The organism is Corynebacterium sp. NML 150383 (genome assembly GCF_002285085.1).
Lineage (GTDB): Bacteria > Actinomycetota > Actinomycetes > Mycobacteriales > Mycobacteriaceae > Corynebacterium > Corynebacterium gottingense.
In genome coordinates, this window is sequence record NZ_NSGK01000001.1 from 97,011 (window position 1) to 121,382 (window position 24,372).

Consider the following 24,372-nt stretch of genomic DNA (forward strand, 5'->3'; position numbering starts at 1 on the left):
CGGGTCGGGTGGGTGCGCGGTGGCGTCGAGAAGCACTTAGGCGCGGCCCCGCTGCACGCGCTGTGCCAGCGAGCGAACGTCCACGCGCTGCTGGCGACGATCCGGCGCAGACTCCACCCAGGAAATGAGCGCCATCTCCACGTGGCGATCCGCCGCAAACTCGAGTTGCCCGCGCGGGCTGGTCATTTCCAGGACCGTCGACACCCCCGGCATAATCTCCTGCTCATCCGCAGTCAGGTCGCGCACCCCGTTGATAGTCAGGTCGCGGCGGTCCAGCGCGTAATCGTAGTTTGACGACAGCGACCGCAGCTTATAAAACTGCAGCTCTTCCCCCGTGTATCGCAGAATACCGTGCCGCCAGCCGTGCAGCCCCTGGGCCGGCAGCTTGCGGATCAGCGCGCGCCCGCCGGAATTCCGGAACATGGCAAACCGCCAGATCGCAATACCCGTGACCCCGATGACCACAAGCAGCACCACAGAGACGATGATCTCCATCGACACCTCCCTGCGAGATTCCGTTGTTGCCAGGCCCCCGCACATCGTGGAAGCACGCTTATGCGATAATCCTACTTTGCTGCGCAGACAATGCAAGCATCATCGGGGCAGCCGCTTAACGACGTCGCGCCCCCACCTACTTCACGGCAGGTGGGGGCGCGAAACGTACAAGGAAGGAGCGTGCGTTGCCCTCCTCCCGGGCGCTGACGCAAACTCGGTCTAGCGCGAGCTGTTGCGGCGAACCGCGGCAAGCTCGGCCTCCGAGCGGGCCTTCACGAGCGAGTCGTCGGCGCGCAGGCCGGACTCTGCCTCGGTGGTGTCAACCTCGTCCGCGAGCTTCGCGAAGTCAGCGAGGATGGTCACCTTGTCGCCCTGGACGGAGAGGAACCCGCCCTGCACAGCGGCGACGATGCGGTCGCCGCTGGTGGGACGGATGGTCACCACACCGTTCTCCTTGAGCTGGCCAAGGAACGGCTCGTGACCGGGCAGCACGCCGATCTCACCTTCGATGGTCTGGGCGGTGACGATGCTGGCCTGACCCGACCAAAGCATGCGGTCCACCGACACCAATTGCGCGGTAAGTTCAGCCATGTCTGCCTCCTAGCCCTGCAGCTTCTGGTACGCGGCCTCGACGTCGTCGAGACCACCGAGGTTGCTGAAGGCCTGCTCCGGGTAGGCGTCGAACTCGCCTTCGCAGAGCTTGTCGAAGGCCTCGATCGTCTCCTCGAGCGGGACGTAGGAGCCCTCGTCGCCCGTGAACTTCTTCGCCACGAAGAAGTTCTGGCCGAGGAAGCGCTGCAGCTTACGAGCACGCATAACGGTGATCTTGTCCTCTTCGGACAGCTCGTCCATACCAAGAATGGCGATGATGTCCTGCAGCTCCTTGTTCTTCTGCAGAATACCGATCACCTTCTGCGCGACAGCGTAGTGACGCTCGCCGACGATGCCCGGCTCCAGGATGCGGGAGGTCGAGGTCAGCGGGTCCACAGCCGGGTAAATACCCTTGGAGGCAATGGAACGCGACAGCTCGGTCGTCGCATCCAGGTGGGCGAAGGTGGTCGCCGGTGCCGGGTCGGTGTAGTCATCGGCCGGCACGTAGACCGCCTGCAGCGAGGTAATGGAGCGACCCTTCGTGGAGGTAATGCGCTCCTGCAGCACGCCCATCTCATCAGCCAGGGTGGGCTGGTAGCCCACGGCGGAAGGCATACGACCCAGCAGGGTCGAGACCTCGGAACCGGCCTGGGTGAAACGGAAGATGTTGTCGATGAAGAGCAGCACGTCCTGGTTCTGCACATCGCGGAAGTACTCCGCCATGGTCAGGCCGGACAGGGCCACGCGCATACGAACCCCTGGCGGCTCATCCATCTGGCCGAAAACAAGGGCCGTATCTGGGAGCACGCCCATCTCTTCCATTTCGAGGAAGAGGTCGGTGCCCTCACGGGTACGCTCGCCGACGCCGGCGAAGACCGACGTACCAGAGAACTCGCGGGCGATACGGGTAATCATCTCCTGGATGAGGACCGTCTTGCCCACACCTGCGCCGCCGAAAAGGCCGATCTTGCCGCCCTTCACGTACGGGGTGAGCAGGTCGATGACCTTAATACCCGTTTCCAGGATCTCGGTCTTACCCTCGAGGTCCTTGAAGGCCGGCGGCTGGCGGTGGATGCCCCAGCGCTCGCCGCCCTCGCCGACGCTCGGGTCATCCAGGCACTGGCCGAGTGCGTTGAACACGTGGCCCTTGACCTGGTCGCCGACCGGGACGGAGATCGGGTTGCCGGTGTCGAGCACCTTCGCGCCACGCACAAGACCGTCGGTCGGGGCCATGGCGATGGTACGCAGCAGGTTGTCGCCCAGGAACTGGGCGACCTCGAGCACGATGGTGCGGGACATGCCCTCGAGCTCGATGTCGACCTCGAGTGCGTTGTACAGAGCGGGCAGCTCGCCGCGCGGGAACTCCACGTCGACGACTGCGCCGATTACGCGAACGACGCGTCCGTTGTCAGAACCCTGCGGGTTCTGCGCGGACTGTGCCTCGTGGGCTGCAGCCTTGGTCTCGGCCTCGCCCACCGGCTCATCGTTGCGCTCATCAAATGATTGAGCAGTAGTCATGATTTAGTCACTTTCTCCACTACCGGACAGCGCGCCAGCGCCGCCGATAATCTCGGTGATTTCCTGGGTGATTTTTGCCTGACGGGCTTGGTTAGCCTCACGGGACAGATTGTTCGCCAGGTCGGTGGCGTTATCCGTCGCGTTCTTCATCGCCGTACGGCGAGAAGCGGATTCCGAAGCCGATGCTTCCAAGAAGATCGAGTAGAGCGACCTGGAAACATATGTCGGAAGCAGCGAGGTCAGCAGCGTGTCCGGATCGGGCTCGAAGCTCATATCCGGGTTCACGGAGCCGTCCTGCTCCAGCATGCTCTTCTGCTCGTACTCGAATTCCTCGAGGACGGGCTCGATGGGCAGCAGCTGGTGCACGCGCGCTTCCTGCGAGAGCATAGACACGAATTCGGTGTAGACAACGTGCACTTGGTCGAAACCGCGCACGCCCTGGCCCTCCGTGCCGTTGACGCCTTCGCGCCATTTGGCGGTGTCCTCGGAACCAGCCATGAAACCGTCGATGATGTGGCGACGCACGTTGTGCGTATCCTCCCACGACGGCTTCTGGGACCAGCCGGTCCACGCGCCAGCGACGTCCATGCCACGGAACCGGAAGTGGGTAACTCCCTTGTTACCGGTGACGTAGCGAACCACCTCGTAGCCTGCGTCGCTCAGCATGCGCTCAAGCTCGGCGGCCTTCTTCAGCACGTTGTGGTTGTAGCCGCCAGCCATACCGCGGTCAGAGGTGACCACGAGGATCGCCGCGACTCGCCCACCATCACGCTCCCGGAGCATGGGGTGGTCGAGGGAGCTCGCGGCGGCGAGGCGTTCCATGACGTCTTGCATCTCGTCCGCGTACGGCTTCGCCGCAGCGACGCGAGCCTGGGCCTTGGTGATCTGCGACGTAGCGATCAGCTCTTGGGCCTTCGTGATCTTCTTCGTTGAGTTGACGGACCGGATGCGGTCACGCAATTCGCGAAGTGTTGCCATGGTGCTGTTTCCTCCCTTCCTTTATGTAGGTCCTAAAATCCTGCGCGCTGCAGAACCTAGGAGCGGCTGACGTTGAGCTTGTTCTTGGACACTTCGCCGGCGTCCAGGGCCTGCGCCTCCGGCTCGCGCACGACACGCTCGCCCGAGGAAGCCTGGAAGGTGCGAGCGAACTCTTCGTTGACGCGCTTGATGGCGTCCTTCGAAGCGTCGTCAAGCTGCTTGCCGCCCTCGATCTGGCTAAAGACCTCGGGTGCGGAGGACTGGATGGCCTCCTGCAGCTCGGACTCGTAACGGCGGACATCCTCGACGGGAACGACGTCGAAGAGGCCCTCGTTCGCTGCCCAGATGGACACGATCTGGTACTCAACCGGTTGCGGTGCGTTCTCGGACTGCTTCAGCAGCTCGACCAGACGCTGACCGCGCTCAAGCTGCTTCTTGGAAGCAGCGTCGAGGTCGGAAGCGAAGGCCGCGAACGCCTCGAGGTCGCGGTATGCGGCGAGGTCCAGACGCAGGTTACCTGCGACCTTCTTCATGCCCTTGGTCTGCGCAGCGCCACCGACACGGGAGACAGAGATACCCACGTCGATAGCCGGGCGCACGCCCTGGTTGAACAGGTCGGACTGAAGGAAGACCTGGCCGTCCGTAATGGAAATGACGTTGGTCGGAATGAACGCGCCCACGTCGTTTGCCTTGGTCTCGATGATCGGCAGTGCGGTCAGGGAGCCAGCGCCGAGCTCGTCGTTCAGCTTCGCTGCACGCTCCAGGAGACGGGAGTGCAGGTAGAAGACGTCGCCCGGGTATGCCTCGCGGCCCGGCGGGCGGCGCAGCAGCAGCGAGATCGCACGGTAGGCCTCGGCCTGCTTGGTCAGATCATCGTAGATGACCAGGACGTGCTTGCCCTGGTACATCCAGTGCTGGCCGAGTGCAGCGCCGGAGAACGGTGCCAGCCACTTGAAGCCTGCGGAGTCGGACGCCGGAGCCGCCACGATGGTGGTGTACTCCAGCGCACCGTGATCCTCCAGGGTCTTGCGCACACCAGCGATGGTGGAGCCCTTCTGGCCCACAGCCACGTAGATGCAGCGCACCTGCTTCGACGGGTCACCGGTCTCCCAGAAAGCCTTCTGGTTGAGGATGGTGTCGATGCAGACCGCGGTCTTACCGGTCTTGCGGTCACCAATGATGAGCTGACGCTGGCCGCGGCCGATCGGGGTCATGGCGTCAATCGCCTTCATGCCCGTCTGCAGCGGCTCCTCGACCGGCTGGCGGTCGAGAACGCCTGCGGCCTGGAGCTCCAGGGCGCGCTCTTCTTTGGACTCAATCGGGCCAAGGCCGTCAATCGGCTGACCCAGGGGGTTGATTACTCGGCCAAGGAAGTCTTCCCCAACGGGGATGGACAGGACTTCGCCCGTCCGCTTGACTTCGTCGCCTTCGGTCAGGGACTCAAAGTTACCCAGCACCACGACACCGATGGAATCGGTCTCGAGGTTCTGTGCGACGCCAATGACGCCGTTCGGGAACTCGAGCAGCTCGTTCGTCATGCACCCTGGCAGCCCGGAAACCTGGGCAATACCATCTGCAGCCGAAGTCACCACGCCGACCTCCTCACGGGAGGCCTCCGCGGAGTAGCTCGAGGTGTAGTTCGCTATCGCGCTACGGATCTCATCGGAGGAGATCGTCAGCTCCGCCATGTTCTTCCTGCTCTCGGTAGTTTGTTCCAGCATTATCTTCGTTCTAAAGGGCCGCGTTGGCAGCGACGTCGGTGCGCAGGCGCGTGAGCTTGCCACGCGTCGAACCGTCAATCACTTCGTCACCAACGCGGATAACCACACCACCGAGGAGGCTGGGGTCAACCTCGGAGTGGATGGCCATCTCGCGGCCGTAAATCTTCTCAAGCTTCTGCGCCAGGACGCCGCGCTGGGAGTCGGACAACTCCTCCGCGGTGGCGACACGTGCCACGGTCTTGCCACGCATACCGGCAAACTCGGAGGACAGCTCCACCAAGTCATCTACCGGGTTGTGGCGCGGGCGACCGATGACCTGCAAAGCCAAAGCCTCGGTGAACATCGTCACCTTGCCGTAAATCACGTTTGCCAGCAGTCCTCGCTTCTTCTCGGAGGCCGCCGTGCGGTCGGACAACAGCTGGGTCAGATCCTTTTCGCGCTCCAGCACGTTGGCGAGCTGGTACAGCTCAGTTTCAACCTGCTCGAGCTTGCCGTCTTTCTCGGCACCGCGCGCGATTGCGCGGCGGCCGAGGTTGACCAGCCCGGTGCGGAACTCGCGGGGCGTGGACCACTCCTGCTCGGCTGCTGCCAGCAGGACCTCAAGCGTCGGATCTGCGACCTTGGCGCTGAACACGTCGCGCATAATGCCGGTGCGCTGGGAGCTTTCCACCGAGTTATCAGCAACGGCGATGCGCAGTGCGCGCTCGCCGTCGAGCTGGTTCACGATGAGGAAGAGCTCAGCACCGACGTTCATCGCCACGGCGACGGCATTGTCGGAATTCTGGATCAGCTGATCAAGCTTCTCCGAGACCTTTGCTTGTGCTTCGCGACTCGCTGCCTTCATCTCGCCTACTTTCTCGTCGAGACGTTGTCGAGCTCAGAGAGGAAGGAGTCGATCGTGTTCGAGCGGCGGGTGGAGTCCGACAGCTCGGTGCCAAGCAGACGCTCGGCGAGGTTGATCGAGTTCTGGCCCAAATCGTTGCGCAGCTCTGCGACGACCTGCTCACGGGATGCCAGAAGCTGCTTCTCTCCAGCTTCCACAATGCGCTTGGACTCTGCCTCCGCGCGCTCGCGGGACTCCGCCTCGATCTCCTTACCCTTGGTGCGGGCAGCTTCGCGGATCGCGGCGGCCTCGGCGCGTGCCTCGGCAAGCTCAGCATTGTTCTTTTCCAGGGCAGCCGATGCTTCAGCCTGGGCAGCCTGAGCGCGCTCAATGCCACCCTTGATTTGGTCTTCGCGCTCCGCCAGCACTTCCCGGAACTTCGGAAGCACGTACTTCCAGAAGAGGAGGAAGATGATGATGAAGACGACAAGCGACCAAACCACGTCGTACGGGGCAGGCAGAAGCACGGAGGGCTCCGAAGTCATCGGAATCTCCTCGGTCCCTTCTGCCGCCACGAGAAATTCGTTGACGTTAGTCATTGGTTGCTCCTGTTCTAGAAATGAAATCTGTTCGCTAGGTGGTGCGAGCTTTTCTTAGAACAGGAAGCCGGCAACGAGGCCGATGAGGGCAAGGGCCTCAACGAAGGCGATACCCAGGAACATGGTGGTACGCAGCTGACCAGCCATCTCGGGCTGGCGAGCCATGCCCTCAACGGTCTTGCCAACCAGCATGCCGATACCGATGCCGGGGCCGATGGTGGCGATGCCGTAGCCGATGGATTGGAGGCCGTCGAACGCGGTGACAGACTCGTTTGCCTGGGCGAGGATGATGTCGTTCATGTGAAAGTCGTTCCCTTTCTAGGTGCTCCCCCGCTCCTAGTGCGGGAGGGCGAGTGACAATGTGGAGGGGTTATTCAGTTTGACCGGTTGGTCGCGCTTTGTTAGTGCGCATCCGCATGCAGCGATAGTTCGATGTACACCGCCGTCAGCAGGGCAAAAATGTATGCCTGCAGGAAAATAACGATGAGCTCGTAGAGCGTGAACAGAATCGCAGCAATGATGGTCAGGCCACTGAATGCGGTCCACCCGTTGAGCTGCCAGAAGAAGAAGTTCGTAGCAGAGTACAGCAGGACCAAAATGATGTGGCCGGCCAGGAAGTTCGCCATCAGACGAATTGCCAGGGTGACCGGACGCAGGATGAAGGTTGAGAAGATCTCAATCGGCACCACGAGGAAGTGGAGGAAGAAAGGCAGTCCAGGAATGACGGTGGAGTGCTTGAAAAACGCCACACCGTAGCGCTGGACGCCCGCGTAGATCATCGCGATGTAGGCAACAACCGCCAGCACGGCCGGCATGCCGATACGTGCATTTGGTGAGATGTTGAGGAACGGAATGATCGTCGCGGCATTCATGAACAGCACGGTGAAGAAGATGGTGGCAATGACCGGCAGGAACCGGTTTCCGTCCTTCTTCCCCAACGTATCTTCTGCAATGTTGACGCGGACGAAGTCCACGCCCATCTCTGCGAAGTTTTGCAGCCCCTTAGGAACCAGCTTCGGCTTCCTAAAGGCAATAACAAAGAGGACCACAAGGATTGCCGCGACAAGAAGTCGGACAAGCATAATGCGGTCGAGCGCGAACCATCCATTGGCAAAGTCTTCACCAATGAACTGGTCGTACGTGTGCCCCGGGAAAATTTCTGGACCAAGTTCGGGTGCGTGGAATGAACCCTTCATGGCCAAAGTTGTAACGCTCAGCGTTCTCTCCCGTTCTCGGGCCGCATCCTCAAAGAATGCGGTGCGATGGACGTCTTCATCAAGGCTGTCTCCCGCGGCGGACTCCGTCGCACATCTGCTTCCGCGGGGACAGGGGAGTCTCTTCAGGCAGCGAGACCCAGCGGCGCTGGGCAGTCCCCTGCCTCAAGTAAGCCCAGCGGATACTTTAACAGGTCGTCATGAGTTTCCTGGACTTTGGGGGGACTCGGACACTATGCACCCTCAACCTGGGAAGTTTGCGCCCAACTTTGACTCAACAGCCTGCAGATTTGCCCTCCTGTAACATCAATCACACACACGCGAAAAGGGGTGGAATTTTCCCCTTCTTTGGCCAAGGCGTGGGCCTGGCTACCCCCGGTTGCGCACCTCCGGGGGCAGGCCGGATCGGGGATAGCTCGGGGCTAGCTCAGGTACGACGTCCTCGTCGTAATAACGCCCCACGCCTCGGCGGCCAGCGCGACGACGAGCGCCGCGAGCGTGGTGACACCGAACGCCGTCGAATCATAAAAGTTGAAGTTACGCAACCAGACGAAGAGTAAAATCAAGACCACCATCTTGACCAGCCACCCGCCGAGGACGACCGCCATCGTGGTGCTGGGCGAGGATTCGGAGGTCACCAGGACGGTGACCGCGGTAGCCAGCACGAACCCACCGCCAATGGCCACGCCCAAGAGCACGGCCCAGATCCCGGGGAGATCGCGCGTGGCGCCCCATGCCATCAGGCTGATCAACGTGAGCGCGACGAGCGCTCCCCCGGCAACCTTGAGGGCTCGGATGATTGGCCGACGCTGGTCCGTGTATTCGGAAGCGTCGCGGACGTTAAGGTCGCGGGGCTGGGATTCCGGATTCGGGCTGGAAGTAGTCACGATGGGTAAGTTTACCTACGCGCGTGCTCGATCTCCCCGCGCCCTCTCCCCTCGCCGGACCCCAGCGGGGCCTCGACCGGTTTCGGCCCAATCTTTCCGGCCATCAACGGGACGAGAGTGAGCAGAAAGGCGCCGAGCAAGAGTACAGCGGTGAACACCGCTGCCACCCGCACCGGGACGATCGAGAAGCTCACCGCGCCAAACGCCACTGCGGCCACCCAAAAGTACAGCACAAGCACGGTGCGTCGGTGCGTATGACCCAAGCGCAACAGCCTGTGGTGGATGTGCCCGGCGTCCGCAGCAAAGGGGCTTTGCCCCCTCGCGGTGCGTCGAATCACCGCCCAAACCAGGTCCACCACCGGAAGCGCAATCGCAGCAGCGACCACGATGATCGGACTGATCAACGCCACCAGGTCTGCGGTCCCGTACAGCGACATGTTGATTTTGCCCGACGCCGAGATCGACGCCGCAGCCAGCAACAATCCGATCAGCATCGCGCCCGAGTCGCCCATAAAGATGCGCGCCGGCTCAAAGTTGTGCGGAAGGAAACCCGCGCAGATACCCACGAGGGCCGCGCAGATGATCGCAGGCGGATACGCGGACACGGCGCCGCCCTGCTCGTGCAGGACGGTGAGCGAAAACACCAGGATCGCTGCGCCGGCGATGACGCCGATCCCCGCGGCGAGCCCGTCGATGCCGTCAACGAAGTTCACGGCGTTGACCAGCAGCACCGTAAACACGGCAGCGATCACCATCCCCTGCATCTGGTCCAGAATCAGCGTGGTGCCCTCACCGAAGGGCACGTAGAACACGGTGAACGCGATGCCCATCAGGCACATAATGATGGCGGCCAAGAACTGCCCCAGCAGCTTCGTCATCGCGCCGAGCTCGTAGAGGTCGTCCACGATACCCACGATGACGATCGCAAACGCGCCCGCCAGCACCGCCGTCATCTCCGGGGTGATCGGCGCAAACCCGCGGGTCAGCGCGGGAAGCTGCTGTGCGAGGAACACGGCGCAAACGAAGCCGGTGAACATAGCAAGCCCGCCCACGGACGGCGTCGGCTGCGTGTGCACGTCTCGTTTGCGGACCTCCGCGACACGCCCGGTGCGCACGAGCAATGAGCGCACCGGGCCGGTGGCTAGGTACGTGATTGCGGCGGCTACGAGCAGGACGAGGCCGAGCTCGCGCAGCGGGACGCCAGCTCCCGTCATCTACTTCCTCCGCAAGCTCTCCGGGTCAAGGTTCAGGACTTCACCGAGCCGCTCGGCGCTGATCGCTGCCTCGCGCAAGATCTGCGGGTGGCGGCCGGAAATGTCGATGATCGTGGAAGGCTCTCCCACCTGCGCGTCGCCACCGTCGAGGTACACGCCGATCGCGTCGCCAAACTGCTGCTTCGCGTTCGCTGCGTTGAGCGCCGGCGGATTACCCGAGATGTTGGCGGACGACACCGCCATCGGCCCCGTCCGCTGAAGCAGCTCCAGCGCGAGCGGCTGGTTGGGCATGCGCAGCAGCACGGTGCCGCGCGTATCGCCCAGGTTCCACGGCAGGCTCGGCGCCTCCGGGACGACGATGGAGAGCCCACCCGGCCAAAACGCCTCGACCAGCGTCTTCGCCGTGTCGGAGAACTCCCGCACGAGCCCCTGAATGGTGGTCCAGGAGCCGACGAGCACCGGCACCGGCATGTCCGGCCCGCGGCGCTTGGTGGCCAGGAGGCTCGCCACGGCGTCGTTATTAAAGGCGTCAGCGCCGATCCCGTAGACCGTGTCCGTGGGCAGCACGACGCAGCGACCCGCCTGCACCTGTTCGACCGCAGCGGTCAGCCCCGCCTCGCGCCCGCTCGGCTCGAGGCAGTTGTAGATCATGCTCCCCATATCGCTCCTTCGGTTCCGTTTCGGCTACAGCTTACTCGCGCACACAAACCGGTTCCGCCCGGCCAGGTCGCGCAGTACCGTCGGCGGACCGAAACCGCCGCAGGCCTCAATCACGGAGCAGGTGCTTGTCGACGTCACGTCGTCATGCTCCACGCCCAACCAGCCCCCGGGGCGCAGTAGTCGCTGGGCCACCGGTACGAGCCCGCGGATTGCGTCCATGCCGTCGGCGCCGGAGAAGACGGCCTCGGGCGGGTCGCAGTACACCTCCGGCTCGAGGTTCGGGGTGTCCGGGACGTACGGCGGGTTGGCCACCACGAGGTCCACCGCGCCGTCGAGGTCGCGGAGGAGCTGGGGGTCGGTCATGGAGGCGTCGACAAGCGTGATGCCCACCCCGTTCGAGGCGGCGTTGCGCGCCGCGTACTCACGCGCGGTGGCGGAGAGCTCGACGGCGTACACGCGCGCTTCGGGGATATGGCTGGCAACGTAGATAGCCAGCGCCCCCGAGCCGGTGCCCATGTCCACCACGGTGGGTGCCAGCGTGCCGGCGAGGGTGCGCACGGCCCAATCGGCCAGGACTTCCGTTTCCGGGCGCGGGATGAACACGCCAGGGCCGACGGCGAGGTCGAGCGGCCCGAAGGGGGCCGTGCCCGTGATGTGCTGGAGCGGCTCACGCTGCGCACGACGCTTGACCACGCCAGCGAAACGCTCAGCAAACGTCTCGTCCACATCTGCAAACATAACCGCCATCGGGCTCATGCCCAGCACGTGGGCGGCGAGCAGGCGGGCGTCGACGTCCGGGGTGGGGACGCCGGCGTCGGCGAGGATCGAGGTGGCGTCGAGAAGCTGCTCCCGCATCGTGGTGCGCCTACTCGGCTTCAAGTCGCTCCTGGCGCTCGTGGGTCTGCAGCGCGGTGATCAGATCCTCCATGTTGCCGTCGAGGACCGAATCCAGGTTGTTCGCCTTGAAGTTGATGCGGTGATCCGAGATGCGGTTCTCCGGCCAATTGTAGGTGCGGATGCGCTCCGAACGGTCCATCGTGCGGACCTGGGAGGCGCGGCCTTCGGCCTCGGCGGCCTCGGCCTTCTCGCGCTCCAGCTGGTCCAAGCGGGCCTGCAGGACCTGCATCGCGCGGGCGCGGTTCTGGATCTGGGAGCGCTCGTTCTGGCAGGTCACCACGATGTTGGTGGGCAGGTGTGTGATGCGCACCGCGGAGTCCGTGGTGTTCACGCCCTGGCCACCCTTACCGGAGGAGCGGTAGACGTCGACGCGGATGTCCTTCTCGTCGATGTGGACGGACTCGACCTCGTCGGCCTCCGGGAAGACGTAGACGCCTGCCGCGGAGGTCTGGATGCGGCCCTGGGACTCGGTGACGGGCACGCGCTGCACGCGGTGGACGCCGCCCTCGAACTTCAGCTTGGACCAGGCGCCGTCGCGCGACGGGTTCTTCGCCTTGACGGACACCGTCATGTCCTTGATGCCGCCGAGGTCGGTCTCCGCGGCGTCGAGGACGTCCCACTTCAGGCCGTTCTTCTCGCAGTACTTCTGGTACATGCGCGCCAGGTCGCCCGCGAACAGGGCGGCCTCTTCGCCGCCCGCACCGGCTTTGAGCTCCATGATGACGTCGTCGCCATCGTGCTCGTCGCGCGGGGCGAGGAGGTCTGCGAGCTCCTCCTCCAGGCGGACGATCTCGCCCTCGAGGCGCTCCGCCTCCTCCGCGAACTCCTTGTCCTCGCTGGCCATCTCGGCTGCCGCCTCGTGGTCGTCCTTGGCCTGCTGGAGCGCGTCGTTCGCTTTGATGATCGGCTGCAACTCGGCGTAGCGCTTGGACAGCTTGCGGAACAGGTTCTGGTCCGAGGTTACCTCCGGGTCACTCATCTGAGCCTGGATGCCCTGGTACTCGGAGACATAGTCGTCTACAAGTGAGACTTCATTCGCCATTACTTGTACTCCTCTTCGTCTTTGTCCGCGACCATGGGAGCGGAGTTGGCCACGCCCATGAGGAACTCGCCGTTCGACTTCGTCTTCTTCAGCTGCTTAATCAGCATATCGATGGACTGCTGCGGATCCAGCGCCGAGAGGATGCGGCGCAGCTTGTGCATAATGCGCGTCTCCTCCGGGCTCATGAGCAGATCATCCTTACGCGTACCGGACGGGTTGACGTCCACCGCCGGGAACACGCGACGCTCCGCGATCTTCCGGTCCAGCTTGAGCTCCGCGTTACCGGTGCCCTTGAACTCCTCGAAGATGACGGTGTCGCCGGCGGAACCGGTCTCCACCATGGCGGTCGCGATGATGGTCAGCGAGCCGCCCTCCTCAATGTTTCGGGCTGCGCCCAGGAAGCGCTTCGGCGGGTACAGGGCGTTGGAGTCCACACCACCGGAAAGGATGCGGCCCGACGCCGGCGAGGAGTTGTTGTACGCGCGGCCCAGGCGGGTGATGGAGTCGAGCAGCACGACGACGTCCTGCCCCATCTCCACCAGACGCTTCGCACGCTCGATCGCGAGCTCCGCGACGGCAGTGTGCTCTGACGGCGGGCGATCGAAGGTCGACGCGATAACCTCGCCCTTCACGCTGCGCTGCATGTCCGTGACCTCTTCCGGGCGCTCGTCGACGAGAACGACCATGAGGTAGCACTCCGGGTTGTTAGTGGCGATCGCGTTGGCGATGTTCTGCAGGATCGTCGTCTTACCAGCCTTCGGCGGGGAGACGATCAGCGCGCGCTGCCCCTTACCAATCGGCATGACCAGGTCGATCACGCGGGTGGTGAGGATCTTCGGCTCGGTCTCCAGGCGGAGGCGCTTGTTCGGGTACAGCGGGGTGAGCTTGTGGAACTCGGCGCGCTGCTTCGCCTCCTCCGTGGTCATCCCGTTGACGGAGTCGACGCGGACGAGCTGGTTGTAGCGCTGGCGGTTGCGGCCGTTGCCGTGGGAATGGCTTTGCCCGTTCTGGCGAACCTGGCCGATCACGGCGTCGCCCGCGCGCAGGCCGTTCTGGCGCACCAGCTTCTGGTTCACGTACACGTCTGCGCTGTTCTTGCGGTAACCGGTGGTGCGAACAAACGCGGCGTTGTTGTCCACGATGTCCACGATGCCGGCAACTTCCTGCAGCTCCTCCGGGTCGAACTGCTGGTTGTTGTCGTTCTGATTGTGCTGGTTGTCGCGGTTGTCACGGTTTCGGTTCCGGTTGCGGCGGTTCCGGCGGCCGCGGCGCCCGCCGCCGCCCTGGTTGCCGTCGTCGTTGTTGTTGTTCCGGCCACCGCGATTGTTGTGCTTGCCGCCGCGGCCGTTGTTGTCGTTGTTGTTGTCGCGATTGTCGTGATCATTGTTGTCACGCTTCTCATCGCGCTTGTCGTCGCGATTGTTGTTGTCGTCCTGGTCCTGGCGTGCGCGGTTGCGGCGCGCCCGACGCGCGGCCGAGCGCGATTCGTACTTCTGCCCCTCGTTCTCAGCCTGCTCGCCCTGCTGCGGCTGTTCCGCTTGCGTGTCCTGCGCTGCGTGCTCACCGTCCGCGGGACCAGCGGAGCGTCGAGAAGCGCGGCGGTGATGCCCTTCGTTGGTGTGTTCCTCGGCTGCTGCCTCGGCCGCCGCGGCGCGTGCCTTGCGCGGAACCTCCCCGGTCACAATCGCCTGGATCAGGTCGCCCTTCCGCAAACCGGAGACGCCCTTCAGGCCCTTTTCCGCCGCCATCTTGCGCAGCTCGGGGATCTTGAGTGCGGAAAGATCGGCGTTGCCGCCTGCTGCCGCGTTACCCGTGTCGGTCACGAATGTCCTTTCGTCGCTTGACCAGTTGTGGTGTCCCCCGCCAAGGAGCCGGCGGGCGCTCCGGAAGCGATCGCGTTTCCGTGCGCAATATGTGGGACGTTCATCGCCTAAACCGGCGTGTCAATCTCTATGCGGCACTTGCTCGCCGCGAGTGTTCCCCTCAAAGGCCTCGAGGTCGTGGTGGCCAAGGCATCACTGGCCTCGCACCATTCGTGCGCCGCCTGCGTGCGCGACGCGACGAGTGCGGAGGGTTGGTGGGAACTACCTGGAACCCCGACTGCGCGTCAAGCGCCCAGGCACTATGTCGAACCCGCGAACAGTGTAACGCATAGCGCAACACGTGTACTTCCTGCCCTTGTTTTCCGGCGAGTCGGACTGGCTAGACTAGACCGCATGCTTTCAACGATGCAGGAAGTGCCGTTCTCAGTCGCGCAGATTTTGCACTACGGGCAGCACACCCACGGGTCCACCAAGTGCACCACCTGGCGCGCGACCGGCGCAGAGGAATGCACGTTTGCGGACATTGGCGCGCGCGCCGGGGCGTTCGCCAACGCACTGCACGATGACCTGGGGATCGACGGCGACCAGCGCGTGGCCACCTTCATGTACAACTGCGCCGAGCACCTCGAGGTGATGTTCGCCGTCGCCGCGAAGGGCGCGGTCTTCACGCCGCTGAACATCCAGCTCATGGAGGACCAGATCGCCTACATTGTCAACCACTCCGAGGCGAAGGTCGTGGTCGCCGACCCGCGCCTCGCGCCCAAGCTCGGCCGCCTGCTCGCACAGTGCCCGCTGGTGGAGACGGTCGTGTTCACCGGCCTCTACCCCATCGCGGAACCCTCGGAGGAGATTCCGGAGGGGGTTCGCACGGCGAGCTATGAGCAGCTTCTCGACGGCCGCAGCACCGTCTTCCCCTGGCCCACCCTCCCCGAAAACACGGCCGCCGCCCTGGTGTACTCCACCGCGACGACCGGCGCGCCGAAGGGCGTGGCGTACTCGCACCGCTCGCTGTGGCTCGAGGCGACGAGCCTGCGCGCCATGGACTCGCTCGCCGTGACCCATGGCGAATCTTTCCTCTGCTGCATCCCCATCTACCACGTGCTGAGCTGGGGTGTGCCCTTCGCCGCGTTTCTCGCCGGCGCGCCCCTGGTCCTGCCCGACTCGGATATGTCCGCGCCGACGCTGGCCAAGCTCATTGCCACCACGCACCCGCGCGTCGCCCACGGCGTGCCCACACTCTGGATCCAGCTGATGGTCCACTACCTGCACAATCCCCCGGAGCGCATGAGCCTGCAGGAGCTCTACGTCGGCGGCTCCCCCGCCCCGCCGGCGCTGATCAAGATGTGGGAGGAGCGCTACGGCGTCGACGTCGTCCACGTGTGGGGCATGACCGAGACGTCCACGGTTGGCACGGTTGCGCGCCCGCCGTCGGGCGCGTCCGGCGAGGCTCGCTGGGCGTACCGCATCTCCCAGGGCCGGTTCTCGCCGTCACTGGAGTACCGGGTGGTCAACGACGGCCAGATCATGGCCTCGACGGACCTGACCCAGGGCGAGATCCAGGTCCGCGGCAACCTCGTGGCCAAGGGCTACTACCACTCCCCGACCCAGGAGCCCGGAAAAATCGCCTCCGAGTTCCGCGGGGAGCAGATTACCGACGCCCGCAAGCACTTCACCGCCGACGGCTGGCTCCGCACCGGTGACGTTGGCACCGTGACCAACGATGGGTTCATGACGCTCTACGACCGCGCCCGCGACGTCATCCGCTCCGGCGGCGAGTGGATTTATTCCGCACAGGTGGAAAATCTCATCATGGAGTCCGACGTCGTCGTCGAGTGCGCCGTCATCGGCATCCCCGACAAGAAGTGGGGCGAGCGCCCGCTCGCGGTGACGAAGCTGCTCAAAGGCATCGAGGCGTCCCCCGCCACCGCCGAGCGACTGCGCGCCGGGCTGGAATCGGTGCTGCCGAAGTGGATGACGCCGGAATACTGGACGTTTGTGGATTCCATCGACAAAACCTCCGTGGGAAAGTTTGACAAGAAAGACCTGCGCAAGCACCTCGCCCGCGACGAGTTCGACATCATCGCGCTACCCGGCCCCGGCAACCGGTCGCACGGCAACCCGTCGACGGCGGAGGTGGAGGCTGCGCACGAAGAGGAGCGAAAGTGACAGGAGCCCGCACGCTTGATGACCGCTACGGACGCACCGCCCGAGACCTCCGTGTCAGCCTGACCGACCGCTGCAACCTGCGCTGCACGTACTGCATGCCGGCAGACGGCCTCGAGTGGATGCCCACCGAGCAAGCACTCACGGACGAGGAAACCATCCGCCTCATCCGTCTCGCCGTCGAGTCGCTGGGCATCCGCCAGGTCCGCTTCACCGGTGGCGAGCCGCTCCTGCGCAAGTCGCTCGAGCAGATTGTCGCCGCGACGAAGCGCATGCGTATCGACGCCACGCCCACCCCTCCCACCACCGCCCTCACCACCAACGCGCTCGGCCTGGCGCGCCGCGCCTCCGCGCTCGCCGATGCGGGGCTGGACCGCATCAACGTGTCCCTAGACACCACGAGCCCGGACCTGTTCACGCGCCTGACGCGCCGCGACCGCATCCACGACGTTTTCGCGGGCATCGACGCCGCCCTCGCCGCCGGCCTGACCCCCGTCAAGGTCAACGCGGTGGTCATGCCGGGGGTGAACGAGGACGGGATCCTCGACCTCGTCGACTTCGCCCTGGACAAGGGACTCCAGCTGCGCTTCATCGAGCAGATGCCACTGGGGCCGCGGGAAAACTGGCGACGCAGCGACATGGTGACGGCCACCGACATCCTCGCCCGGGTCGAGGAACGCTACGCGCTCTCGCCCGCCGAATCACCGCGCGGCTCGGCACCCGCCGCCCTGTGGAACATCACGGACGGCACCCGCTCGGGCACCCTGGGGGTCATCGCATCGGTGACGCACCCGTTCTGTGGTGCCTGCGACCGCACGCGCCTCACCACAGATGGCGCGGTCCGCTCTTGCCTATTCTCTTCAACCGCGGACGAGGTGTCGCTGCGCGACCTCATGCGCGCAGGAGCCTCGGACGACGAACTCGCCGACGCCTGGACCCAAGCCATGTGGCTGAAAAAGCCAGGTCACGGCATTGACGACGAAGGCTTCCTCCAGCCCGAACGCCTCATGAGCGAGATCGGCGGCTAACCCATGCGCGCCCACCACCCCGGAGAAGGCCAGGGCCCACGGCCGAGCATTACCGAACACCTCGAGCGCGTGCTCTCGCTCGCCCACCCGCGCGTCGAACGCGAGGTCCCGCTCGACGCCGCGGCCGGTCTCGTGCTCGCCTCCGACGTCATCGCAGCGCTCGCCGTTCCCCCGTTCGACAACTCCGCCGTCGACGGGTTCGCCGTCCACGCGACAGACCTCCCCGCCCCCGGCCCGTGGACGCTCCCGGTCGCGGGCGACGTCCCCGCCGGCTCGCCCGCACTCGCCTGCCCCGCGGGCCACGCCATCCGGGTCATGACGGGCGCCCCCGTCGACGGAGCCGACTCCGACCTGATTGTCGTCCCGGTCGAGCAGACCAGCATCCCCCGCGGCCCGCACCCGCTCCCGCAGCACGTGACCATCAACGAAGCCGACACCTCGCGCAGCCACATCCGGCGCGCCGGCGAGAACGTCCGCCCCGGCACGCGGATAGCCAGCCGCGGCACGCTTTGCGACGCCCCCACGCTCGCCGCGTGCGTCTCCACCGGCATTCGCACCGTCGACGTCTTCGCGGCGCCTCGCATCGCCGTCGTGTCCACGGGGAGCGAACTCGTGCCCTGGCCCGGCGCGGTCAGCGGCCCGCAGATCCCCGACTCGAACCTGCCAATGCTCGCAGAACTGGCCGCCGCAGCGACCGGGCACCGCGGGACCGTCCAGCGCTTCCACGCCAACGACGCCGCCACCGACGCCGCGGACCTCCTTACCCGCGCCGCCGCGTCCTCAGACCTGGTCATTACTTCCGGCGGCGTCAGCGCCGGAGCGTTCGATGTGGTCCGCGCGGTGGCGGAAGATGAGGCGAGCGGGTCGATGTGGTTCGGTCACGTTGCGCAACGCCCCGGCAGCCCGCAGGGGGCCGGCACGTTTCGCGGCACCCCAATGGTGTGCCTGCCGGGCAATCCGGTTGCCGCTTACGTGTCGTTTGTGCTGTACGCCGCGCCGATGATTGCAGCCCACACCGGACGCACCGACCGACTGCGTCTCGCCGAGCGTCCGCGGGTTGTGGCCGAGCGCGCACCCGGGTTCCCGTCGACATCGAAGCCGGACACGACGTTCGCGGTTCCCGTCCGGCTGCGGTACGACGGCGACCGGGCGGTGGCGGAGCCGTTTTCGGCGGCGACGAGCTCGAGTTTCGTGGCATCGTTGGCGGGTGTGGACGGGCTCGCTGTCGTCGATAAGCACTCTGGCCCAATACACGTATATCTCTAAGGAGCATGATGGAATTCACCCACTTGAACGGCGCTGGCGAGGCCTACATGGTCGACGTCACGGAGAAGCGGCCGACCGTGCGCACGGCGACGGCGCAGGGCGAGGTCGCGTGCTCGCCCGAGGTGATGGCGGCGCTGGCGAACGGAACCGTGCCGAAGGGCGACGTGCTCGCGGTGGCGCGCGTCGCCGGGATCGCCGCTGCGACGCGCGTGCCAGAGTTGCTGCCGCTGGCGCACACGATTGGCGTGCACGGCTGCGCGGTCGAGATTGCGCTGCGCGAGGACCACGTGTTTATCCAGGCGACGGTGCGCACTGCTGACCGTACCGGCGTGGAGATGGAGGCGCTCACAGCGGTGAACGTCGCCGCGCTGTCGATCGTAGACATGGTGAAGGGCGTGGACCGGTCCGCGTACATCCGCCGCTGCGGCATCACGGCGAAGTCGGGTGGGCGCTCCGGTGACTGGTCGCGCGAACTGCCCACGCTGCGCGAGCAGCCGGAGGCGTAGCACGTGTCGCTCGGCGTCATCGTCCTCGCTGGCGGCAGGTCCACGCGCATGGGCGCGGAGAAGGCGCAGGTCAAACTCGACGGCCAGCGGCTGGTCGACCACGTCATTGCGTCGCTTCCCCACGGTGCGGACGTCGTGGTGGTGTCCCCATTCCCGCTGGGACTGCACGGCGTCAGCCAAGTCGCAGAGGATCCGCCCTTCGGCGGCCCCGTCGCGGGGATTGCCGCGGGTCTGGGCGCGCTCGAGACCGACCTCGTCGGCGTGCTCGCCGTGGACGCTCCCCGGTCCGGCGCGCTGCTGCCCTGCCTGGTGCGCACCCTCACCGACGAGGAGACCGAAGTCGCTGCGGTCGAAGCCGAAGACGGCTACTTGCAGCCGTTGTGCGCCGTCTGGCACCGCGCAGCGCTGCTCCGGGCGCTCGAGCGCGCGGGAGCAAGCGGCGTCGCCGCAAAGCGACTTTTCGACGCTCCCACGCAGGTGACGCGCGTACCCGGCGACGGCCGCGAGCAGGACTACGACACCCCAGAGGAACTGGGTGCCCTTGGGGTGGTCGAATTCGGCCCCACTCATGCGTCCAACCAATCGTCGAAGCATTCGCCGTAATCTGGCAGTTCCGCGATGACGCGGGCATCGTCGTCGCGCAACGGGGTGCGTCGGTCCCGCGAGACCCACCGCGCGCCGTCGAGACCGACGAAGTGGATGTCGTCGCCCTGCCGCAGAATTCGTATTTCCCCGTCGGAGACCATGGAGTGGCACGAACTGCACAGCGGGAGGAGGTTGTCCAGGTCGGTCAGCCCACCGTTGGCCCAGTCGTCGATGTGGTGCGCCTCGATGAAGTGGTCATGCGTGCATCCAGGCATGGCGCATTGGCTTCCCCACATCGCGGAGAGCGCCTGCATCTGGGTTTTGCTCGCCAACCTGCGCTTTCTCCCGTAATTGAGTATCAACCCGTGGGTGTCCGCGAGCACGCCGCGCGCCTCTGCGTTCGCCGCGATGTTTGCCAGCCTGAACGCCGGCACCGAAGTGTTGTTGGGCAAATATCCCCGCCCCTGGGTGTCCATCATGATGGTCACCTGCGCCGCCGGGGCGAGCTTGGTCGACCTGGCCATCCCCGAGCGGACCAGCTGCACCATCCCCATCAGCGACGCGAGCAGCAGCCGCTGCGGAGGCAGACCCGTCCCCGATTTCAGCAGGTCAGCCTGCGCGGCGTCCGGGAGGTCGGCGACCTTGTCCAGCGCCGCGTCCAGCTTGGCGTGGTCCAGCATGCCGTCCGCGTCCAGGTAGTCGCGCATGTCGCTCATCCCGGCGTGGTACGCCAGCGCCCCTGCCTTCAGCGCCGCTTTGAACTGCGCTCCGTCGACAGCGCTCATCGTGCCCCAGATTCGAGTCTTCTCCCCATCCTCCCTCAGCTGCAACCCATTGGCGGAGTGCGTGGATCCGCCCGAATCGTTCTCCATGCTGCCCGCCAGCGCCTGCTTGAGCCCGTGGTAACCCAGCTCAACCGCCTGCTCAACAAGCACCGCCTCGTTGTCCGGCGTGATGTACTTCAGGACAAGCCTGACCGTCGAATAATCAAGCTCCCCACCAGCAAACGCCTCACGAAGCAGCTCGTATGGGCGCAGCTTGCGGGCAACATCAGCGTATTCGTAGGCGCGGGACTTCTTCATCCTGCAATAACGGATGAGCCACGCCGCGGTGCTGCGGCACCCGGTTTCGCCGGCGTAGTCTGCCTCATCAAACTGCCCTATCGCATCCAGCACCGCAGCGTGGCTCTGGCTCAGCGCGTGGCTCGCTTTCACTATCTCCGCCGAGAGCGCTTTGAGGCTCTTCGGCCGCTCCAAGGTGGTAGTCACTGTCCTGTCTCCGAATCATCGATCTCATGTTTGTGCGAACACTAACACCCCCACCGAACACGGAGTCAGAACATTTCGAACATAGCAGGTAAAGGCGCATACTCCGGCCGAACATTCTCCTCTTAGAACCCGCCACATTTACGCACACACATGCATTCGGTTTTCCGCCTGTGCGGAAAAATCGGCTCATTGCACCGCGCCGTTGCGCCCACCCCTGCGTGGTAGATTCTCTCCGTACAACTCGCCGCCACAAAGGAGCCGCCGTGCGCGCCGTTCACGCCGCCATCGCCGCGACCGCGCTCGCATCCCTCCTCGTCTCGTGCGCAAGCGACCCCGTTCCCGGCGCCAGCGAGGCGGTGGTCGTCCTCGGCGCAGCGTCGACAAGAGTCCTCAACGACGAGATGCGCACGCTTATCGACGCCCCACTCACCTTCAACAACGCAGGCTCCTCCACCCTCGTGCAGCAGCTGCGCGACGGCGCACCCGGCGACGTGCTCATCACCGCCGACGAGAAAAACATGGACGACGCGGTGCGCGCGGGCGTAGCGCACGATCCCGAGGTCGTGGCGACGAATTCGATGGTGCTCGTGGTGCCGAAGGGAAACCCGGCGGGCGTGCGCAGCGTCGATGACCTGGAGCGCGGCGACGTGAACTTCGTCATGTGCGACGCCCAAGTCCCCTGCGGCGCGGTGTCGCAGCAGCTTCTCCGCGCCAACTCGCTCGACGTTCACCCCGTCTCGCTGGAGCACAACGTGGCAGACACGCTGGGCAAAGTGGTCTCGGGCGAAGCCGACGCCGCGTTCGTGTACCGCACCGACGCGGCTGCGGCGGGCGGCGACGTGGACACCGTCGACATTCCGCACGCCGCCGAGTTCCCGAATTCCCTGGTCGCGGGCGTCGTCACGAGCTCCGAGCACCCGGGCGAGGCCGGCGAACTGGTGCACCGACTCCACAGCCCGCAGGCGCGCGAGATGTGGGAGCAGTCCGGCTTCACCCCGGCAGCATGATGCGCGCTCGGCCGACCCCTACCCCGCCAGCTGTTTCGGCGCTGGCGGCGGTCACGCTCGCGCTCATCGTCCTGCCCGTGTTTGCGCTCGGAGCGCGCGTGCCGTGGGCCGACCTCGGCGCCGTGCTCCGGACACCGGAAACGCACGAACTGCTGCGGGTAACGGTTGCGTCGGCCACGCTTGCCACGGTCATCGCAGTCGCGCTCGGCACGCCGCTGGCGCTGTGGCTCCAGCGGGTCCGCCGCGGGTCATCGCTGGCGCGGCTCCTCGTCCTCCTGCCACTGGCAATGCCGCCGGTGGTCGCGGGCCTTGCGCTCTCGGCGCTCATCGGCAGGCGGGGCGTCGCCGCCCCGCTCCTCGACGCGCTGCACTGGCAATTCGCCTTCGCCTTCCCCGGCGTTGTCGCCGCTCACGTGTACGTTGCCCTGCCCTTCGTGGTCATCACGCTCGATTCCGCGCTGCGCCAGCTGGGGCCGGAGGTGGCCGCTTCGGCGGAGGCGGTCGGGATCCCGCCGGGACGGATCGTTCGCCGGATTATCCTGCCCGCCATCGCCCCGGCTCTCGTCACCGCCGCTGGGCTCGCATTCGCCCGCTCGCTGGGCGAGTTCGGCACCACCCTCACCTTTGCCGGCTCCATGCCTGGCACCACACGAACCATGCCGCTGGGGATCTACCTGGCGCGCGAGGTCGACCAGTCACTCGCCTACGGGCTTTCCGCCATTCTGGTGGGGTTCGCGGTCCTCGCGCTTGTGACAACCGCCCTGCCAGCCGCGCTCGCGCAGTGGCGCGGCCGACACCGGCCCGCGGAACAACCGCGGGAAACCGGCACGATCGACGCCGCGAAACTCAGTCAGTTGACCCGTCCCGCCGCGAGCGGCGAGGAAGTCCGTGCCGGCGCCACCCGCTTCCCCGCCAACGCAACGACGGCGCTCATCGGGCCGAATGGCGCGGGGAAGACGACGCTGGCCAGGGGCGTTGCAAAGCAACGGGGCGTAGTGCTGCTCACGCAGGACCCCGCACTGCCGCCGACCGCGACGCCGCGCACCGCGCTCGCTATGGTCACCCGCAGCGCCGAGCAGCTGCTGCGCGCGGCCGGGCTCGCATCGCTGGCAGACGTCCCCGTCCCCGCGCTGTCCGGCGGGCAGGCCGCCCAGGTCGCGCTGGTCCGCGCGCTCGCCGCCCGCCCCCGCGTGCTCATCCTCGACGAGCCGCTCGCCGCCATCGACGCCGCCACCACCGCCCAGTGGCGCCGCCTGCTGCAGGCCACGGCCCGCGAACGCACCACGATCGTGGTCACGCACGACGCCATCGACGTCGCGACGCTTGCGGACCACGTCGCCGTCATGCGCTGCGGCAGCGTCGTCAGCCTGCGCCCCGCCGCCGACGAGCTCGCCGCCCCCGCCACCGCATTTTCCGCACGCCTACTGGGCATGAATCTGCTTGCGGACCTCAGCCTGCTCGAGGGGCCACCGCTTACCGACACCACCGTGCCCCGCCCCCTCCGCGCCTCCTTCCCCCCGGACGCGCTCTCTGTGATTCGCACCCCACAGCCCGTGGGCTCCCACCTGCTCCGCGGGCGCGTCAGCGCGGTCGACCTGCTCCCGGGAGGCGGCGCCGCCGTTGAGCTGGCCGTGGGCGGGGACGCCGAGCACACCGAGCACTACGTTTCGCTGCTCGTGGACCGCGAGGCGGTGCTGCGGCAAGATCTCGCGCCCGGAACGCAGGTGACCTGCACGTTAGACGTGCGGAAGGTCAAGCTCATCCCGGCGGAACACGGGTGAAGTTTTTCCGCACGTGCGGAAAAACTTCACTACCCACCCGCGAACGGTGGAAGCACGTCGACGCGCGACGCGCCGGCCAGCGGCGTGGAAGGATCCGACCGGGTGCCGTCGACGAGGAACGTGCAGCGCGCCACGATGTCCGCGAGCGTCTGGCCGGAATCGGTGGTGCCGGTGTGGCGCGACGTGGCGTCGATAAGCAACTGCTCGAGCGTTGAGAACTCGCCGACGTCCTCGCACGGCGTGCCGGTGGCCGCGCGGGCTGCGGCGAAGTAGTGGATCTGCATGCTCACACGATACCTGCGTGCT

The 24,372-nt window shown here is 65.7% G+C and carries 24 protein-coding genes; 7 read left to right on the forward strand and 17 right to left on the reverse strand.

Going from position 1 to position 24,372, the window contains the following annotated elements:
• Positions 1-36 precede the first annotated feature (36 nt).
• The 15 genes from CKJ85_RS00465 to rho all read right to left on the reverse strand — a co-directional run bounded on the left by CKJ85_RS00465 (position 37) and on the right by rho (position 14,462).
• Positions 37-495 (reverse strand): DUF2550 domain-containing protein, encoded by a 459-nt coding sequence (locus tag CKJ85_RS00465; RefSeq protein WP_095535050.1) that lies wholly within the window; start codon positions 493-495, stop codon positions 37-39.
• A gap of 219 nt (positions 496-714) precedes the next feature.
• Positions 715-1,086: a F0F1 ATP synthase subunit epsilon gene (locus CKJ85_RS00470; protein WP_095276021.1), complete on the reverse strand. Its 372-nt coding sequence runs from the start codon at positions 1,084-1,086 to the stop codon at positions 715-717.
• 9 nt (positions 1,087-1,095) lie between these two features.
• Complete coding sequence (atpD, locus tag CKJ85_RS00475; protein WP_233126885.1) at positions 1,096-2,604, reverse strand: F0F1 ATP synthase subunit beta; 1,509 nt, start codon at positions 2,602-2,604, stop codon at positions 1,096-1,098.
• A gap of 3 nt (positions 2,605-2,607) precedes the next feature.
• Positions 2,608-3,582 carry a F0F1 ATP synthase subunit gamma gene (locus CKJ85_RS00480; protein WP_095553091.1) on the reverse strand — a complete coding sequence of 325 codons (975 nt, stop codon included), beginning with the start codon at positions 3,580-3,582 and terminating at the stop codon, positions 2,608-2,610.
• A 56-nt stretch (positions 3,583-3,638) separates the two neighbouring features.
• On the reverse strand, positions 3,639-5,303 hold the full coding sequence (gene atpA / locus CKJ85_RS00485) for a F0F1 ATP synthase subunit alpha (protein WP_095276014.1): 1,665 nt from the start codon (positions 5,301-5,303) through the stop codon (positions 3,639-3,641).
• A gap of 10 nt (positions 5,304-5,313) precedes the next feature.
• Positions 5,314-6,147 (reverse strand): F0F1 ATP synthase subunit delta, encoded by an 834-nt coding sequence (locus tag CKJ85_RS00490; protein ID WP_095276012.1) that lies wholly within the window; start codon positions 6,145-6,147, stop codon positions 5,314-5,316.
• A gap of 5 nt (positions 6,148-6,152) precedes the next feature.
• Complete coding sequence (locus CKJ85_RS00495) at positions 6,153-6,725, reverse strand: F0F1 ATP synthase subunit B (RefSeq protein WP_095536947.1); 573 nt, start codon at positions 6,723-6,725, stop codon at positions 6,153-6,155.
• A 54-nt stretch (positions 6,726-6,779) separates the two neighbouring features.
• On the reverse strand, positions 6,780-7,025 hold the full coding sequence (locus CKJ85_RS00500; RefSeq protein ID WP_095276007.1) for an ATP synthase F0 subunit C: 246 nt from the start codon (positions 7,023-7,025) through the stop codon (positions 6,780-6,782).
• Between the two features lie 101 nt (positions 7,026-7,126).
• A complete protein-coding gene (atpB, locus tag CKJ85_RS00505) occupies positions 7,127-7,921 on the reverse strand; it encodes a F0F1 ATP synthase subunit A (protein WP_095276005.1) in 795 nt (264 codons plus the stop codon).
• Between the two features lie 440 nt (positions 7,922-8,361).
• On the reverse strand, positions 8,362-8,829 hold the full coding sequence (locus CKJ85_RS00510) for a hypothetical protein (protein ID WP_369825011.1): 468 nt from the start codon (positions 8,827-8,829) through the stop codon (positions 8,362-8,364).
• 8 nt (positions 8,830-8,837) lie between these two features.
• Complete coding sequence (locus CKJ85_RS00515) at positions 8,838-10,040, reverse strand: glycosyltransferase family 4 protein (protein ID WP_095553092.1); 1,203 nt, start codon at positions 10,038-10,040, stop codon at positions 8,838-8,840.
• On the reverse strand, positions 10,041-10,700 hold the full coding sequence (locus CKJ85_RS00520; protein WP_095275998.1) for an L-threonylcarbamoyladenylate synthase: 660 nt from the start codon (positions 10,698-10,700) through the stop codon (positions 10,041-10,043). It abuts the gene before it with no gap.
• 24 nt (positions 10,701-10,724) lie between these two features.
• The gene (prmC, locus tag CKJ85_RS00525) at positions 10,725-11,555 is read right to left on the reverse strand and encodes a peptide chain release factor N(5)-glutamine methyltransferase (protein WP_095553093.1); all 831 of its coding nucleotides are present in this window, start codon (positions 11,553-11,555) and stop codon (positions 10,725-10,727) included.
• Positions 11,556-11,565: 10 nt separating this feature from the next.
• Positions 11,566-12,639 (reverse strand): peptide chain release factor 1, encoded by a 1,074-nt coding sequence (gene prfA, locus CKJ85_RS00530; RefSeq protein WP_095553094.1) that lies wholly within the window; start codon positions 12,637-12,639, stop codon positions 11,566-11,568.
• On the reverse strand, positions 12,639-14,462 hold the full coding sequence (rho, locus tag CKJ85_RS00535; protein WP_095553095.1) for a transcription termination factor Rho: 1,824 nt from the start codon (positions 14,460-14,462) through the stop codon (positions 12,639-12,641). Before rho ends, prfA begins: the two co-directional genes overlap by 1 nt.
• Positions 14,463-14,855: 393 nt before the next feature.
• Between rho and CKJ85_RS00540 the strand changes: the two genes are divergently transcribed.
• From CKJ85_RS00540 to CKJ85_RS00560, 5 genes are read left to right on the forward strand one after another with little or no spacing between them, the layout of a single operon-like run.
• Positions 14,856-16,628: a long-chain fatty-acid--CoA ligase gene (locus CKJ85_RS00540; RefSeq protein WP_095553096.1), complete on the forward strand. Its 1,773-nt coding sequence runs from the start codon at positions 14,856-14,858 to the stop codon at positions 16,626-16,628.
• Positions 16,625-17,653: a GTP 3',8-cyclase MoaA gene (moaA, locus tag CKJ85_RS00545; RefSeq protein ID WP_095553097.1), complete on the forward strand. Its 1,029-nt coding sequence runs from the start codon at positions 16,625-16,627 to the stop codon at positions 17,651-17,653. Before CKJ85_RS00540 ends, moaA begins: the two co-directional genes overlap by 4 nt.
• A gap of 3 nt (positions 17,654-17,656) precedes the next feature.
• The gene (locus CKJ85_RS00550) at positions 17,657-18,919 is read left to right on the forward strand and encodes a molybdopterin molybdotransferase MoeA (RefSeq protein WP_095553098.1); all 1,263 of its coding nucleotides are present in this window, start codon (positions 17,657-17,659) and stop codon (positions 18,917-18,919) included.
• Between the two features lie 8 nt (positions 18,920-18,927).
• On the forward strand, positions 18,928-19,425 hold the full coding sequence (gene moaC / locus CKJ85_RS00555; protein WP_095553253.1) for a cyclic pyranopterin monophosphate synthase MoaC: 498 nt from the start codon (positions 18,928-18,930) through the stop codon (positions 19,423-19,425).
• A gap of 3 nt (positions 19,426-19,428) precedes the next feature.
• Positions 19,429-20,028: a molybdenum cofactor guanylyltransferase gene (locus CKJ85_RS00560; protein WP_255395986.1), complete on the forward strand. Its 600-nt coding sequence runs from the start codon at positions 19,429-19,431 to the stop codon at positions 20,026-20,028.
• On the opposite strand, the gene CKJ85_RS00565 is transcribed toward CKJ85_RS00560, so the two are convergent.
• A complete protein-coding gene (locus CKJ85_RS00565; protein WP_095553099.1) occupies positions 19,992-21,278 on the reverse strand; it encodes an HNH endonuclease signature motif containing protein in 1,287 nt (428 codons plus the stop codon). The two genes, CKJ85_RS00560 and CKJ85_RS00565, sit on opposite strands and share 37 nt — an antisense overlap.
• 263 nt (positions 21,279-21,541) lie before the next feature.
• Here CKJ85_RS00565 and modA point away from each other — a divergent pair, with 263 nt between their 5' ends.
• Positions 21,542-22,285, forward strand: coding sequence for a molybdate ABC transporter substrate-binding protein (modA, locus tag CKJ85_RS00570; RefSeq protein WP_233126886.1), 744 nt, complete (start codon positions 21,542-21,544; stop codon positions 22,283-22,285).
• Complete coding sequence (locus CKJ85_RS00575; protein WP_095553100.1) at positions 22,282-24,066, forward strand: ATP-binding cassette domain-containing protein; 1,785 nt, start codon at positions 22,282-22,284, stop codon at positions 24,064-24,066. Before modA ends, CKJ85_RS00575 begins: the two co-directional genes overlap by 4 nt.
• Positions 24,067-24,095: 29 nt before the next feature.
• Here CKJ85_RS00575 and CKJ85_RS00580 read toward each other — a convergent pair whose 3' ends face one another.
• The gene (locus CKJ85_RS00580; protein ID WP_095275974.1) at positions 24,096-24,350 is read right to left on the reverse strand and encodes a MoaD/ThiS family protein; all 255 of its coding nucleotides are present in this window, start codon (positions 24,348-24,350) and stop codon (positions 24,096-24,098) included.
• Between the last annotated feature and the right edge of the window lie 22 nt (positions 24,351-24,372).

Excerpts from the sequence above, each read along its gene's own strand:
- CKJ85_RS00465 (WP_095535050.1), bottom strand. The coding sequence starts at position 495 with ATGGAGATCATCGTCTCTGTGGTGCTGCTTGTGGTCATCGGGGTCACG.
- CKJ85_RS00470 (WP_095276021.1), bottom strand. The coding sequence starts at position 1,086 with ATGGCTGAACTTACCGCGCAATTGGTGTCGGTGGACCGCATGCTTTGG.
- atpD (WP_233126885.1), bottom strand. The coding sequence starts at position 2,604 with ATGACTACTGCTCAATCATTTGATGAGCGCAACGATGAGCCGGTGGGC.
- CKJ85_RS00480 (WP_095553091.1), bottom strand. The coding sequence starts at position 3,582 with ATGGCAACACTTCGCGAATTGCGTGACCGCATCCGGTCCGTCAACTCA.
- atpA (WP_095276014.1), bottom strand. The coding sequence starts at position 5,303 with ATGCTGGAACAAACTACCGAGAGCAGGAAGAACATGGCGGAGCTGACG.
- CKJ85_RS00490 (WP_095276012.1), bottom strand. The coding sequence starts at position 6,147 with ATGAAGGCAGCGAGTCGCGAAGCACAAGCAAAGGTCTCGGAGAAGCTT.
- CKJ85_RS00495 (WP_095536947.1), bottom strand. The coding sequence starts at position 6,725 with ATGACTAACGTCAACGAATTTCTCGTGGCGGCAGAAGGGACCGAGGAG.
- CKJ85_RS00500 (WP_095276007.1), bottom strand. The coding sequence starts at position 7,025 with ATGAACGACATCATCCTCGCCCAGGCAAACGAGTCTGTCACCGCGTTC.
- atpB (WP_095276005.1), bottom strand. The coding sequence starts at position 7,921 with ATGAAGGGTTCATTCCACGCACCCGAACTTGGTCCAGAAATTTTCCCG.
- CKJ85_RS00515 (WP_095553092.1), bottom strand. The coding sequence starts at position 10,040 with ATGACGGGAGCTGGCGTCCCGCTGCGCGAGCTCGGCCTCGTCCTGCTC.
- CKJ85_RS00520 (WP_095275998.1), bottom strand. The coding sequence starts at position 10,700 with ATGGGGAGCATGATCTACAACTGCCTCGAGCCGAGCGGGCGCGAGGCG.
- prmC (WP_095553093.1), bottom strand. The coding sequence starts at position 11,555 with ATGCGGGAGCAGCTTCTCGACGCCACCTCGATCCTCGCCGACGCCGGC.
- prfA (WP_095553094.1), bottom strand. The coding sequence starts at position 12,639 with ATGGCGAATGAAGTCTCACTTGTAGACGACTATGTCTCCGAGTACCAG.
- CKJ85_RS00540 (WP_095553096.1), top strand. The coding sequence starts at position 14,856 with ATGCTTTCAACGATGCAGGAAGTGCCGTTCTCAGTCGCGCAGATTTTG.
- CKJ85_RS00550 (WP_095553098.1), top strand. The coding sequence starts at position 17,657 with ATGCGCGCCCACCACCCCGGAGAAGGCCAGGGCCCACGGCCGAGCATT.
- moaC (WP_095553253.1), top strand. The coding sequence starts at position 18,928 with ATGGAATTCACCCACTTGAACGGCGCTGGCGAGGCCTACATGGTCGAC.
- CKJ85_RS00575 (WP_095553100.1), top strand. The coding sequence starts at position 22,282 with ATGATGCGCGCTCGGCCGACCCCTACCCCGCCAGCTGTTTCGGCGCTG.
- CKJ85_RS00580 (WP_095275974.1), bottom strand. The coding sequence starts at position 24,350 with ATGCAGATCCACTACTTCGCCGCAGCCCGCGCGGCCACCGGCACGCCG.